The organism is Bifidobacterium asteroides (assembly GCF_019469425.1).
GTDB classification, from domain to species: domain Bacteria; phylum Actinomycetota; class Actinomycetes; order Actinomycetales; family Bifidobacteriaceae; genus Bombiscardovia; species Bombiscardovia asteroides_I.
In genome coordinates this window covers 119,295-133,291 of the sequence record NZ_CP048272.1, presented here as the reverse complement: position 1 = coordinate 133,291, position 13,997 = coordinate 119,295, and the positions used below count along the sequence as shown (strand labels likewise).

At 61.3% G+C, this 13,997-nt stretch carries 10 protein-coding genes and 1 tRNA gene; 3 read left to right on the top strand and 8 right to left on the bottom strand.

Annotation, left to right across the window (positions count from 1 at the left end; genetic code table 11):
• Positions 1-27: 27 nt before the first annotated feature.
• The 5 genes from htpX to GYM67_RS00445 form a co-directional block, all read right to left on the bottom strand.
• A complete protein-coding gene (gene htpX / locus GYM67_RS00465; protein ID WP_220236642.1) occupies positions 28-963 on the bottom strand; it encodes a zinc metalloprotease HtpX in 936 nt (311 codons plus the stop codon).
• Between the two features lie 136 nt (positions 964-1,099).
• Positions 1,100-2,110, bottom strand: coding sequence for a D-alanine--D-alanine ligase family protein (locus GYM67_RS00460; protein WP_220236641.1), 1,011 nt, complete (start codon positions 2,108-2,110; stop codon positions 1,100-1,102).
• Positions 2,111-2,360: 250 nt separating this feature from the next.
• On the bottom strand, positions 2,361-3,827 hold the full coding sequence (locus GYM67_RS00455; protein WP_220237325.1) for an FAD-dependent oxidoreductase: 1,467 nt from the start codon (positions 3,825-3,827) through the stop codon (positions 2,361-2,363).
• A 118-nt stretch (positions 3,828-3,945) separates the two neighbouring features.
• Positions 3,946-5,913: a heavy metal translocating P-type ATPase gene (locus tag GYM67_RS00450; RefSeq protein ID WP_220236640.1), complete on the bottom strand. Its 1,968-nt coding sequence runs from the start codon at positions 5,911-5,913 to the stop codon at positions 3,946-3,948.
• A gap of 171 nt (positions 5,914-6,084) precedes the next feature.
• On the bottom strand, positions 6,085-7,938 hold the full coding sequence (locus GYM67_RS00445; protein WP_220236639.1) for a S1C family serine protease: 1,854 nt from the start codon (positions 7,936-7,938) through the stop codon (positions 6,085-6,087).
• A 231-nt stretch (positions 7,939-8,169) separates the two neighbouring features.
• Between GYM67_RS00445 and tgt the strand changes: the two genes are divergently transcribed.
• Both tgt and GYM67_RS00435 read left to right on the top strand, forming a co-directional pair.
• A complete protein-coding gene (gene tgt / locus GYM67_RS00440; RefSeq protein ID WP_220236638.1) occupies positions 8,170-9,468 on the top strand; it encodes a tRNA guanosine(34) transglycosylase Tgt in 1,299 nt (432 codons plus the stop codon).
• A gap of 56 nt (positions 9,469-9,524) precedes the next feature.
• Positions 9,525-9,607: transfer RNA gene (locus GYM67_RS00435), tRNA-Leu, on the top strand.
• A gap of 74 nt (positions 9,608-9,681) precedes the next feature.
• Here the strand turns inward: GYM67_RS00435 and GYM67_RS00430 are convergent.
• Positions 9,682-10,317 (bottom strand): RpiB/LacA/LacB family sugar-phosphate isomerase, encoded by a 636-nt coding sequence (locus tag GYM67_RS00430; RefSeq protein ID WP_220236637.1) that lies wholly within the window; start codon positions 10,315-10,317, stop codon positions 9,682-9,684.
• Positions 10,318-10,415: 98 nt separating this feature from the next.
• Complete coding sequence (locus tag GYM67_RS00425; protein WP_258561509.1) at positions 10,416-11,225, bottom strand: gluconate 5-dehydrogenase; 810 nt, start codon at positions 11,223-11,225, stop codon at positions 10,416-10,418.
• A gap of 253 nt (positions 11,226-11,478) precedes the next feature.
• Here GYM67_RS00425 and GYM67_RS00420 point away from each other — a divergent pair, with 253 nt between their 5' ends.
• Positions 11,479-12,570, top strand: a complete 1,092-nt coding sequence (locus GYM67_RS00420; RefSeq protein ID WP_220236636.1) for a glycoside hydrolase family 88/105 protein — start codon at positions 11,479-11,481, stop codon at positions 12,568-12,570.
• Here GYM67_RS00420 and GYM67_RS00415 read toward each other — a convergent pair.
• Complete coding sequence (locus GYM67_RS00415; RefSeq protein ID WP_220236635.1) at positions 12,567-13,931, bottom strand: dicarboxylate/amino acid:cation symporter; 1,365 nt, start codon at positions 13,929-13,931, stop codon at positions 12,567-12,569. The two genes, GYM67_RS00420 and GYM67_RS00415, sit on opposite strands and share 4 nt — an antisense overlap.
• Positions 13,932-13,997 lie beyond the last annotated feature (66 nt).

The following is a 13,997-nucleotide window of genomic DNA, read 5'->3' as shown; positions in this document are numbered from 1 at the left end:
GACTGAAGCGCAAAGCTGCTCTGCCTCTCAGTACCCCACCTGGGCTTCATGCCCGGAATTCACCTGGGTCTGTCCCATCTCCTGACTCATCTGCATCAGGCGGGCTATGCGCTCCTCCGTGGGCGGATGAGTGGAGAAGAGCCTGCTGAACCCCTTGACCGAGAAGGGATTTTCGATCATCATGGCGGCGGCGCTCTGGGTGCCGGCAGTCTGAGGCATGGGCACAGCCTGAGACCCGTAGGATATTTTGTTCAACGCCGATGCCAGAGCCGCTGGGTCCCCAGTCAGCCGACTGCCGTCCTCGTCGGCGTCATACTCACGGGTGCGGGAAATGGCCATCTGGATCAAGGAAGCGCCCAGGGGGGCCAGAATCGAGCTGATCAGCACACCCAGGAGGCCGAAGACGCCGGAATCGTTATCCCTGTCCCTGCTGTCGCCGCCGAAATACATGAGAGAGTATCCCAGATAGGTGATGACCGTGGCCATGGCCGAAGCCACTGCAGAAGTCAGGATGTCATGGTTGTAGACGTGCATGAGCTCGTGGCCCAGCACCCCGCGGATCTCACGCTCGTTGAGGATTCGCAGGATTCCCTGGGTGCAGCAGACGGCGGCATGGCGCTCGTTACGGCCTGTGGCAAAAGCGTTGGGAGAGTCCGTGGGGGCGATGTATATACGGGGCATGGGCTTGCCTGCCCTCCCCGATAGTTCTCGGACGATATGGTAGAGGTCGGGAGCCTCCTGTTCGCTGACCGGCCGGGCATGCATGGAGGCGATCGCCACCTTGTCGGAGAACCAGTAGGACCCGAAAGTGGTGGCCAGGCCTATGAGGATATAGATGCCCAGAGTCCCCTGACGGCCACCCGTCAGCCACCAGATGAGCATAATAACGGCCCACATAAGGGCGAACAAAAGCGTCGTTTTCAGGCCGTTGAAATGTCCGTGAACCTTCAGCTTGCCATTCATGGACACCATGGTAGACAATGCTACTGAATTTCTGCTGAACGAAGCCTGTACGTCCCACGGGTTTCATACACGTCAGACCAGAAACACATACCCCGGGAGAAGCTTGATGGAGCAGTTTCATGAGCCAAAGAGCGATTTATTCCTTAGCCAGAGCCAGCTGACAGATCCGTTCGCATAGATCGCCAAAACTTATACCAGCTGCAGCTGCTGCCTTGGGCAGGAGACTGGACCGCGTCAGGCCGGGCAAAGTGTTGGCCTCCATGAACCAGATCTGTTCTTCTTCATCCACAATGAAGTCACTGCGGCTGTAACCGCTCAGTTTGAAAACCCGGTGAATAGTCTCGGCCCCCTCTTGGAGCCGTTCAGCCAAGCTTGCAGGTATTCGGGCCGGGAAGATCTCATCCACCCCGTCCTTCTGGTACTTTGAGGCATAGTCAAAGACCCGCCCATCCGGTTTGACGATTTCACCGACTGGAAGCGCAGAGCCGCCGATAACACTGACAGTGAACTCCCTGCCTGTGATGAAACGCTCTATGATCACCTGGCCATAGGCAGCCGCCTCCTGAATGGCAGCAGGCAGACCATCAGGATTGTCCACAATACTCAGGCCGACACTGGAACCTTCGGCATCCGGTTTGACTACTACTGGCCAGCCCAGACGATCCTCAACCTCAGTCGCGTCGACGGAGCCCGTCAACCATTCAGGCGTGAGGATGCCCGCACTTCCAGCCACCCTCTTCGAGACCTCCTTATCCATGGCCAGGCCACTTGCTGTGCTTCCCGACCCAGTGAACGGAATCTGAGCCAATTCTAAAAGGGCCTGGATCTGACCGTTCTCACCAGAGCCACCATGTAGGGCCAGGAAGACCAAATCGCAGTCCAGGACAGCCGACGAAAGATTCACCTCAGAATGTGCACGTTTCAATGTCTCAAGTTGTTTGGCGCCTGGATGATTCTGGATGGAAGTCGATGCCGATGAAGAAAGGGCCAGCCTGCCTTCCTCCTCCAAACTCAATCTGCCGCGGGCACTGTCAACGGCGACGACCTCGTGGCCTCGTTCACGGAGCGCACGAATGACTTCAATAGCCGAAGCGACCGATACCTCGCGTTCGGTACTGGTCCCACCAAAGACGACAGCTATCCTCATCGTTCAGCCTCCTGGCTGTCCACTCACCTGCATGGTTCCACTTCATGGACTAGAGAATCTAGAGTGTGTTCGTCAACGCTTAACCGGCACACTCCTTAAGATAACGAATACAAAGGGACGATTCAACCGTATAGGCGATTGAATACTCTGCGAGATGCCCTCCCCGTGGTGCAGACCGAGAAAACAGGATTTGGACGAGGATTCATGAACCTCATCCAAATTCTGCCGCTGCCGACCCAGGACCGCTCGCTTACTCGCCGTGGGCAAGCTGGCGGAGCTGGTCGGGGTCGGTGACCTTGATGTGTTCACGGCCGACCTTGGCGCCCTCGGCCCGCTCATAAGCATCCACCCGCTTCCAGCCGGCGAAGTCGATAGGCTGGATGCCCTTGTCCGCCAGGAAGCGGTCAATCGAATCGTCGTCCCGGTCCTGGGCGAAGCGGCCATGATCCGGGCTGGCAGCCAGGTCATCCAGCATGTTGCCGATGGTCTCCAGGGCATCGGACTTGGTGGATCCGATCAGACCCACGGGCCCCCTCTTGGCCCAGCCCGTGGCGTAGAGACGGTCGATGGACCGGCCGCCCTGCCCCTCGGGAGCAGTGGTCACCCGGCCGTGGACGTTGGAGAGGGTGTAGCCGGAGAAATCGTATGGAATGCCGGGAACTTCGGCAGGCTTGTAGCCGATGGCGTGGTAGACGGCCTGAACCGGGTACTCCTCGTACTGGCCGGTCTCTTCCATGGTGCCCTCGGGCGTGACCCTGGTCTTCTCCACGCGAATGCCGGTCACTGTGCCATCCTGGCCGATGATTGCGGCAGGCATCCGGTAGAAGTGCATATAGAAACGGCGATCGGCAGGATTGCCCTCGAAGTCGACTCCGCCGTCCTCAGCCATGTCCTCGGCCATCTCCCTGATGGCGAAGAGCTCCTCCAGCATCTGCCGGGTCAGCTTGTCGGCACCGGCCCGATCGATTGTCTCCTGATCCAGGTCGAAGTCCTCCTCGTCGAGGACGATTTGCACCCCGGGCAGCTTCTCCAGTTCGCGCAGCTCCTGGACCGAGAACTTGGCCTGGGCCGGCCCGCGACGGATGAACATGTGCAGCTCGCGGGCCTGGTTGCCCTGAATCCCCTTGTAGACATTGTCGGGGATGTCGGTGCCCAGAAGATCGTCGGCCCGGCGCATCAGGATTCTGGACACATCCATGGCCACGTTCCCGCCACCGATGACGGCCACCTGCTTGGCATCCAGGGGCCAATCCTGGTCAGCGTCGGGATAGCCGTCATACCACTCGACGAAGTGGGCGGCCCCGTGAACGCCATCAAGTTCATGGCCGGCGATCTCCAATGGGCGGTCGTCCACGGCGCCGGTGGCGAAGAGGACCACATCGTAGCGTTGAAGCAGATCATCCAGGTTAATGTCTCTGCCGAACTCCACATCCGCATAGAGGTGAATCTCAGGGTTGTCCAGCGTCTTCTCCAAGGCGCCTGCAATGTACTTGATGCTGGGATGGTCCGGGGCTACTCCATAACGGACCAGGCCGAAGGGAACGGGCAGCTTCTCAAACAGATCGATCCGGGCCCGGTCGCCCAGGCCCAATCCTGCACCCTTCTCCCGAAGCTGCCGCAACAGGATATCGGAGGCATAGACCCCTGCAGGCCCGGCGCCTATGACGGCTACGCGCAGCGGGGAGCCGGCTCCCTCGTCGCTGGCCGACGCAGGCATGGTGGAATCGTTGGCATTATTATCGCTCATGTTTGCCAGCCTAACGCAAAGCAACGGTCGGGAACAGAGCTGGCCGGGCTCCATCCCCGGGACTTTCACCAAGCGTCATGAAATGGCCTCAGCCCCGGTCTATCAGGGCAGTCAAGGCCCAGAGGATGGAAACCACGTCGATGGCCTCCTGCGTAAAGGCGCCGACAACCACCGGGATCAGGTCGAAGGCGGCGCAGAGCATGCCCACCGTGGCCAGGGTCAGCCCCAGCATGACCGCCTGGAGCATGACCCGCTTGGTCCTGCGGGCGATGGTGATCGACCTGGGCAGGCAGGCGATGTCGTCGTTCATGATCACGGCCTGGGCGGATTCGGAGGCGGCCGTGGTGGTCCCGTCGGTGATGGCCATGCCCACGTCGGCGGCAGCCAGGACCGGGGCATCGTTGACCCCGTCCCCCACCATCATGGTGATGGATTTAGTCACCGATTCACCTAGGAACTTGGACAGCCAGATGTCCCAGAGGGGCTGCCGGTTGGGCTCCTCCCTGGCGGCCTTGGCGATCAGATCGGCCTTGTCCTCAGGGAAAAGGCCAGCATGCACGTCGTTGATCCCCACTTGGTCGGCGATGATCCGGGCCGAGGCCTCCTTGTCTCCAGTGACCATGGATAGGCGGGTAATCCCCAGCTCCCGCAGCCGAGCGATGGTCTGAGCGGCATCCGACCTGGGCACGTCCTTCATGACGACTCGCGCGGCCAAGGCCCCGTCTATAGCGATGTAGGAGGCCATCTCGTCAGGAGCCAGGGGGCCGAATGAATCGCTTGGCTGCTCGCCAGCCACGAATTCGGCCCTGCCCACCTTGACCTGATGCCCGTCAACCAAACCCTGGACCCCATTGCCAGAGTCCTCCTCAACCTCCCGCGCATGCAGATGGACCTCACCGCTGCTCTGTGTACGCAAACGCTCCTGGACTGCGGCCCCGGCCTCGGCAATCCCGTTAGCCAGGATGTGAACCGAGTAGGACTCCACAGCGCCCGCCATAGCCAGAATCCGGTCCGTATCGACCTCCTGCCCCTCACCGTCAGGCAGATCGATTCGAACCACTTGGGGACGTTTGACAGTCAGCGTGCCGGTCTTATCGAAGAAAATGTGCGAAACCCGGCCCAGATTCTCAATCACGTCCTGGGTCTTGATCAGCAGCCCCGCCTTGGCCAGCCTTCCCGTCCCGGCCATGTAGGCCACAGGAGCGGCGATCAACAGAGGACAGGGGGTGGCCAGGACCAGAACCTGGGCGAACCGGGTCGGCACGCCGGAGATGATCCAGGCCACGCAGGCGATGATGAAGGCCACTACGGTGAAGGGGACCGCCATCAGGTCGGCTGTTCTGACGACTGCAGCCCGCGAGTTCTGGGCGGAACGCACCAGGTTGAGGATTCGCTGGTACTGGGAATCACGGGCCAGCTGCCGGGCCCGCATCAGGAAGGTGCCCGAACCATTGACCGCCCCGGACATGACCTGGGCATCCTGGTAGAGCCTGCGGGGCATGGGTTCGCCATTGATGGTGGACATGTCCAGGGTGGCGGCGGGACTGATCAGCTCGCCATCAACGGGCACGGTCTCGCCCGGCTTGACCACCAGGAGGTCGTTCAGACGGACCTTATCGACATCCACCGTGCTCCAGTCGCTCTCTTTGGGAAGGGTATGCTCCCCCTCCGGCAGATCTGCCTGGACCACGTGGGCCACCTGGGGGGCGGCCTGGACCAAGACGGTCAGGTTGTTCTGCGCCTTGTTCCCGGCGTACTGTTCGATGGCGTCGCCGGAATAGAGCATGAGGACCACAGCCCAACTGGCCCAGTATTGCCGAACGGCGAGCGTGGAGAGGATGGCTACCACGGCCAGGATGTCCACGCCCACGTGGCCCTGACGCACGTCATCGATCATCCCCTTGAGGGTGTCAACCAGCGAGACGGCCACCAGGACGGCGACCAGCCATTGGGCAGCCTGGCGATAGGGGTGCCAGAGCAAGCCCATGGCCAGTCCGCAGGCCAAAACCACCCAAAGCATGGGGACCTTCTTGGCGAAACGCAGAATTCTTGACATGACCACTTCCCCGATCCGGACTTGTCGATCCGTCGACCGCAGCCGGATTACAGCTCTCTTGTCCTCTTGCACATCAAGCCTATACCGCGCCAGAGCCAGTGATGGATGGCGGAAACGACAGGGGGCCGCACCCGCCATGTGACGGGTGCGGCCCCTGGGTTCAGTCCCGGATCACTGCCCGAAGAAGAAGCGGAAGGGATCCATGGAGTCATCGTCATCGCCCGAACCGCCCTGGTCGGAGCCACCGTCCTGGCCACTGCCGTCCGAGTTCTTCCTGTTGGTCCTGGGCTTGCCCTGGACGTTCTGCTCCTCGCTGTCAAGCGTGGCATTCACCTCGGCGGTCTTGCCGTCGCGCACCACGGTGATCTTGACCGAGTCACCGAAAGCGGCAGCCCTGACGAAGCCCAGCAGGGAGTAGTTGTTGTTGACGGCATGGCCATTGAAGGCCACGATGGTGTCGCCGACCTTGATGCCGGCCTTGTCCGCCGGGGAACCTGAAACCACATTGGTGACCTTGGCGCCGCCGCGGGTGACCCCGTCGGCCTGGGCTGTGCTGCTCTGGATGGTGACCCCCAGGGAGACGTGCTTGGCCTTGCCGTCCTTGATGATTTCATCGGCAATCCGCTTGACAAGGTTGGATGGGATGGCGAATCCGATGCCGATGGACCCTGCCTCAGACTTGGAGGAGGCCATGGAGGCAATGGAGGAGTTGATCCCGATGACCTCACCGGCCGCGTTGAAAGTGGGGCCGCCCGAGTTGCCGGGGTTGATGGCCGCATCCAGCTGGACCGCGTTGGTCACGATGGGGTTGTTATTGCTCTCGTCCATGACCGAGACCGGGCGGTTCAGAGCCGAGACGATGCCAGTGGTGGCCGTATTCTCGTAGCCCAGGGGGTTGCCAATGGCCATGACGTTCTCGCCCACGGCCAGCTTTTCGGAGTCGGCGAACTTCACTGGCTTCAGGTCGGAAGGCGCCTGATCCAGGCTGAGGATGGCCAGATCGGCTGTGGTGTCGGTACCGACAACCTTGGCCGTGTACATCTGCCCGTTGGAGAGGGTGACATGGATCTCCTGGGCGCCATCGACCACGTGGTTGTTGGTGACCACATGGCCCTGGGTGTCGAAGACCGCGCCCGATCCGGCCCCGACCCCGCTCTTGGTCTGCACCTGGATGGAGACCACGGACTCGGAGACCTGCTTGCTGATGCCCTGCCAGTCAGGAGCCTGCCCGCCCTCGACCTTGGCCGTGCCCTGGCCCGAGGAGTTAGAGGAGACCCCGCTGAGCGAGGAGGACGAGGGCAGGGTGATCCACCCGTTGGACAGAGCCGCCCAGCCCAGGCCCAGCATGAGGGCTGCGGCCACCAGGGCGGCCACCACGGCGGTAAAGACGTACTTGCCCGTGCCGCTCATGCTGCTGCCGGCATTGTTGGCAGGACCGGGCCGACCGTTGGGGCCGCCAGTTCCGAAGGGCACGAAGGGCCCCTGGCTGGCGGGTCGGCCACCCTGGGGGTTCTGACCGGCATTCTGGCGAGGCTGGCCATTCTGACCGAACTGGCCTGGCTGTCCATATTGTCCGAAGAAGCCCTGCCGAGGACCAGAGCCATACCCCTGGTTGGACTGCTGGCTGGACTGCTGCTGACCCTGATTGTTGGCAGGTGGACGCGAGCCTGCGGGAGCATAAGCACCATACTCGGGCGCTGGCCGATAGTAAGGCTGCTGCTGCGTCTGTGCATCCTGCCCCGCAGTCGAGCCACCGGAGGCGGAGGCTGAGGTCCCGGTGCCGCTACTGTCATTCGACGCATTTTCTGTAGTCGCGGGCCGTGCATTGCCACCAGGCATGGCAATAGGTGTCGTGGGCCTCTGGTCCCCTTCTTCTGGCGCGGGGACCTGAGCAGAGCCGGTCTGGTCCGCGGAAGTTCCCGTCTCCTGCTCTTGATCGGCGGCCCCGCGCTCGATGTGGCTTGGCTGCCAGGACTGACCGTCATCGCCGCCCTTCCAAGGGTCGGCCTTATGCTCTTCAGCCATTTCTGCTCCTTCGGATCGATGCCGCTGCCTGCTATTCGGTCACGCTTGTCAATCTACCCCGTCGCCCGCGCTTTTGCTGTTTCCGGCTAACAGGCGAAGCGGATCCTCGCATGCATTGCTTCTAAGTCTAGGGCCGAAAGGCTGAATGTTGTCTGGACATTGGATGAAAGTCACATCGACTATACACAGGGCGGCAGCGGGACGGTTGGATGTCTTGGATACAGTGGAGCCATGAGCCTGATCACCAACCCGCTGGGAGCCGCACCGGGCCGACCCGGCGACCGTGCCGCTTTCTCATTCGAGACCCTGACCCGCCTGCCTGACAGCCCGGAAGGCTTGGGACGCAATGGCCGCCGCTACGGCCGCACCGGCATCATCCACACTCCTCACGGAGACATCCACACCCCCGCATTCATTCCCGTGGCCACCCAGGCGGCCATGAAGGCCGTCTTGCCCGAGCAGATGCGGCAGCTGGGCGCCCAGGTCCTTCTGGCCAACGCCTTCCACCTGTTCGAACGCCCCGGCCCTGACATCCTGGACCAAGCTGGAGGCCTGGCCCGGTTCATGAACTGGGACGGCCCCACCTACACCGACTCGGGCGGCTTCCAAGTGCTCTCGCTGGGGGCGGGATTCAAGAAGACCCTGGCTATGGATGTGACCGGCATGAAGTCAGACCAGGTGATCGCTGAAGGCAAGGAGCGCCTGGCCTTCGTGGACGAGGACGGGGTCACCTTCAAATCCCCGCTCAACGGCGACCGACACCGCTTCTCGGCTGAAATCTCCATGGGCATCCAGCACCGCATCGGAGCCGACATCATGTTCTCCTTTGACGAGCTGACCACCCTGATGAACACCCGCACCTACCAGGAGCAGTCGGTGGAGCGCACCTTCCGCTGGGCCAAACGCTGCGTGGACGAGCATCGCAGGCTGACCCAGACGCGGACCGGCAAGCCCTACCAGGCCCTGTTCGGCGTGGTGCAAGGGGCCAACTACGAGGATCTGCGACGGCGCGCGGCCCGCCAGATCGCCTCCCTGGACTTCGACGGCGTGGGCATCGGAGGCGCCATAGAGAAACGGCTGCTGGGGCAGACCTGCGCCTGGATCTGCGACGAAATGCCCGAACCCCGCCCCAGGCACGTGCTGGGCATCGCGGCTGTGGACGACATCTTTGCCGGCGTGGAGAACGGCGGAGACACCTTCGACTGCGTATCCCCCGCCCGTTGCGGCCGCAACGGAGCCGTCTTCACCCGTGACGGCCGCTGGAACATCAAGCGCGCCCAGTTCAAGGCTGATTTCAGACCCATCGAGGAGGACTGCGACTGCTACACCTGCACCCACTACTCCCGGGCCTACATCGACCATCTGCTTCGAGCCCATGAGCTCAACGGCTACACGCTGGCCACCATCCACAACGAACGCTTCTTCGTGAGGCTGCTGGACGAAATCCGCCAGTCCATCGACGGCGGCTACTTCGACGAGTACAAGAAGGAGACCTTGACCAGGTTCTACGCCCACGGATCCAAGGGCTGAACCAACACGCCATTATTGCGCCGCGCAGACAACCGTGCTAACCTTTCCAGATGTCTGCGAACGTGGCGGAATGGTAGACGCGCTGTCTTCAGGTGGCAGTGAGCTGATGCTCGTGAGGGTTCAACTCCCTCCGTTCGCACGAAACAAGACGCCGTCGACAAGGAGCTTTCTCCGTCGACGGCGTCTTGTTGCATCTTGGCCGGCCAAGCGGCTTCACAGGCGGGCAGCAATCATCTCCTTGATCTTTCCATCCTCTGCATTGGCCATGAAGTACTCTGCAAAATGCTCGCCGGAAATGGTCTCTTTAAGGAAGCCCTGGTCAATCCGCTCCAGCACTTCCGGCAACGAACGGCAGATCTGATTCTTTACATCACGCAAAATTCCGGCGTTGCAACGCTCCGGCACTGCACGCTCCTTGGGGTAGCCGCCACCGGCTGGCTCGGCAAAGAGACGCTCAAAAATCAGCTTCAGGTTCAGCTCGGCTCCCCATCCAAACCCCTTGGCGAAGGGAATGGAAAGTGCATTGCCCCCATTGATCTGGCTGAACAAGTAGGCGTCAGTCGGATCCACAGCCAACCCGCAGACCACGCCAGGGAAACTGTTCAGGGCCGTCATAGCCCCCTGACCGGTTCCGCACCCGCTGATGACAAAACCAGCCGCCTTGCTGTTGAGCAGGATCGAAGCCAGCAGGCCATTCTGTACATAGGTCAGCCGGCTCTCCCCCTCCTTGCCGTACATGCCATAGTTGAAGGCCTGAAGCCCTTTCCGGTCACAGACCTCCTTCAAGGTCGCGAAAATCAGGGCGTTCTTCGAGGCCTGCGAGTTCTCGTTGATCAACGCTACTTTCATATTCCGCCTACTCTCACTCATCACTGATTGATTTCATCGCCCGTCTGAACCCCTGCATCCCCTCGGCCAGATAGCCCGGAAGCTTCTGGCTCCCGTCCTTACTGAGGCTGCTTGCCGATATAGGCCAGAATGCCGCCATCAACATACAGCACCTGCCCGTTGACGAAGTCCGAGGCCGACGAGGCCAGAAAGACTGCAGGACCCTGAAGGTCCGAGGGATCGCCCCATCGGGCTGCAGGGGTCTTCGAAACAATGAACTGATCGAAGGGTTGCCTGGACCCATCGGGCCGACGCTCACGCAGAGGCGCGGTCTGCGGGGTGGCGATGTAGCCAGGTCCGATGGCATTGCACTGAATATTGGCCCCGCCGTATTCCGCACAGATGTTGCGGGTCAACATCTTCAATCCGCCCTTGGCGGCCGCATAGGCCGAAACGGTCTCCCGCCCCAGCTCGCTCATCATCGAACAAATGTTGATGATCTTCCCCTGCCCCTGCTCGATCATCCCCGGCAGGACGGCTTTGGAAACTATGAAAGGCCCGATGAGGTCCACATCCACCACCTTGCGGAAGTCCTTGACAGTCATGTTCAGCATGGGGATCCGCTTGATGACGCCGGCATTGTTGACCAGAATATCGATGGTGCCGACCTCCCTGTCAATCCGGCCGACCATGTCAGTGACGGCATCCTCATCGGTCACGTCGCAGACATAGCCCCGGGCTGGGATACCTGCCTGCCTGTAGGCCTGGGTCCCCCTGTCCACCGATGAGCGCCTTGAAGCATTGAAAACGATAGTTGCGCCCGCTTCATGCAGGGCGGCGGCTATTGCAAACCCGATTCCGTACACGGCGCCAGTCACCAAGGCCACCTTCCCATTCAGAGAGAATCTCGACATGGAGAACCCTGCCATGATGACCTCCTCATCACCGACTGTTGCGCTCGCGGAAACTACGTAGAGTACGCCGTATCTGCAGACCTACGGCCAAACGGCACCACCGCTGGATTGCCTTCAAAATATCAGGCGAAGAGTTTTGCAACAAGAAAGTTGCAGGCGCTTTCAACCTCGTCTTCCCCGCATTCCGGACCGAAATTCCAGGGGGGACGGCCGGACTGCACAATAGTAGGATATCCAATGAAACCAGCCCATCAACGAGGAAGGCACCATGGTTCAGACCCCGTCAACACCCCTCGAGTATGCCCAGGCAGCGGTCGACACACTCCGCCGCACGTATCCGAACCCGGCCGACCTGCCGCCGATCCGCCATTTCCACTACCATCAGGGCGTCCTCCTGTCTGGGGTGCACCAAACCTACCTGATCAACAATGACGAATCCTATCTGGAGTACATAAGGGGTTGGATCGAATCCAACATGGATGGCCAGGGCCACGTGCTCAACCACGATCCCGTATGCTTGGACGACATTCAGCCAGGCATCCTCCTCTTCCCTCTCTATGACCATTTCGGATCCCCCCGGTACAAGACCGCCCTGGACCAGTTGGCCGACGACCTTGAAGCCTATCCGAAGAACGGCGAGGGCGGATTCTGGCACAACGATGGAGCACCGCGGCAGATGTGGCTGGACGGGCTCTATATGGGCGGCCCCATCATGGTGGAATACGGCATCCGCTTCGGACGCAGGAATCTGGTGGACGAGGCCATCAGACAGGCCCTCCTGATGCAGAAGAAAACCCGCATACCCGGAACCGGGCTCTGGCGGCACGCCTATGATCCCGATCGGAAGGAGCCCTGGGCCGACCCCGTAACAGGCCTCTCGCCCGAATACTGGGGGCGGTCTATCGGCTGGGTGCCTATGGCAGTGGTCAATGAACTCGACCAGATTCCGCAGGACCACCCGGGCCGCGAGGATCTGCGAAGCCTGGTCCACAACCTGCTGACCGCCGTCTGCCGACATCAGGGGCCGGACGGCCGTTGGTGGCAGGTTCTCGACAAGGTCGGCAGAGAGGGCAACTGGCCTGAGAACTCCTGCACATGTCTCTTCGTGGCCGCCATCTGCAAGGCCGTAGACCAAGGCATTCTGGACAAGGCCTATCTGAAAGCGGCCAACAAGGGGTATGAGGGGGTCATAAAGAGCCTTGAGTGGCAGGGAGAGGACCTCGTCATCGGTGACATCTGCGTAGGAACGGGCCCCGGCAGCTATGAGGAATACTGCCAGCGTCCCACCAGCATCAACGACATGCACGGGGTGGGCGCCTTCCTGCTGATGTGCGCAGGGATGGAACGCATCCGGGCCTAGTCGCCTGACTGTTGCGTCTCCTCGCCTGCTTCGATGTCCTGGTCGTCGAAGACCCTGCGGCCCTGGTAAAGATCGAGGTCCAGCTCATTCTCGGTCCTGGCCACGATGACTGCTGTATTGGCGGCACCAGCCACGTTTACCAGCGTGCGGCCCATATCAACCAGCTGGGAAATAGGCTGCATGATAGCGATGAAGGGTACGGGCAGGCCAGCCGCCGTGAAGAGAGAGGTGGCGGTGATTGTGGCTGTGCCGGGCACGCCCACCGTTCCCACGGAAACCACCAGAGCAAAGACGATCAGGAGGGCGAAACGCAGGGGGGAGTAAGGAATCCCCTGAGCATTGATGGCGAAGACCGCCAGAAGAACAGGCCAGAGCCCAGCGCATCCGGGCATACCCAGATTGGCTCCCAGACTGGCCACAAAGGAAGCCGTCTCTTCGGGGACACCAGCTGAGCGCAACTGACGGACTGTGACAGGAATGGTGCCGATGCTGCTCTCGGAGGTGAAGGCCACCACGCCCGCCGGCCAGAGAGAGCGGAAGAAGGGCAGAGGATTGACCCGGCCGACCAGGGCCAGAATCAGAGGTTGGACCAGGAAGAGCTGAATAGCCAGACCCAGGTAAGCCACCAAGAGGACAGCCAGCAGGGGCAGAAGGCTCTTCAGGTTGCTGCGACCGATGGCAGCGGCGATCAGCGAGAGGACCGCATAGGGGGTGAAGCCAATCACGATTTGGGTGGCCTTGGACAGGACTACATTGCCCGCTTCCACGAAAGCCTTGAAGGGGGCCACACTCTGCTCACCGCGCGGGGTCGAAGCGGCCTTGTTCAAGGAGACCGCCAGGAGGATGGCGAAGATCACAACAGGAATGACCTGGTTCTGGGCCCAGTTTTCCGCCAGATTCGATGGGAAGAGACCGACCAAAGTATCGAGTACTCCTGGCACCTCGTGGGGCTTGGCCCCCTTGGGCAGGGCCTGGTTAAACCCCTTGCCGACCTGGAAGAGCAGCCCCAGAATCAGGGCGATCACGGCTGCCGTGAAGGTGTTGACCAGGAGCAGAACGATGGTCTTCAGACTGATGTTCTTCAACCGACCAGACCCGCCGATACGGCTGATGCTGGCGATGATGCTGAAGAGCAGGAGGGGCACCACGAGGGCCGAAATGACCTCGGACCAGACGTTGCCGAACGCTCCCGCATAGGTCGTGTGACCGGAGAAGCCCACACCCACCAGGATTCCCAACACCGTCGCTATGATGACCCGCCAACTGAAGTTGACCTTGGTCTTCCTGCTCAGCAGGGCCAGCCCTGCAAAGAGAATGACGACCACTATCAGGGCCGCCCAATCCCAACTCGTTTCCGACATTGCCTCTCCCTCATCGATCTCTCCTCCCCAGGACCGGACGGCCCGGGGTTGGGGTTCAATCTAACA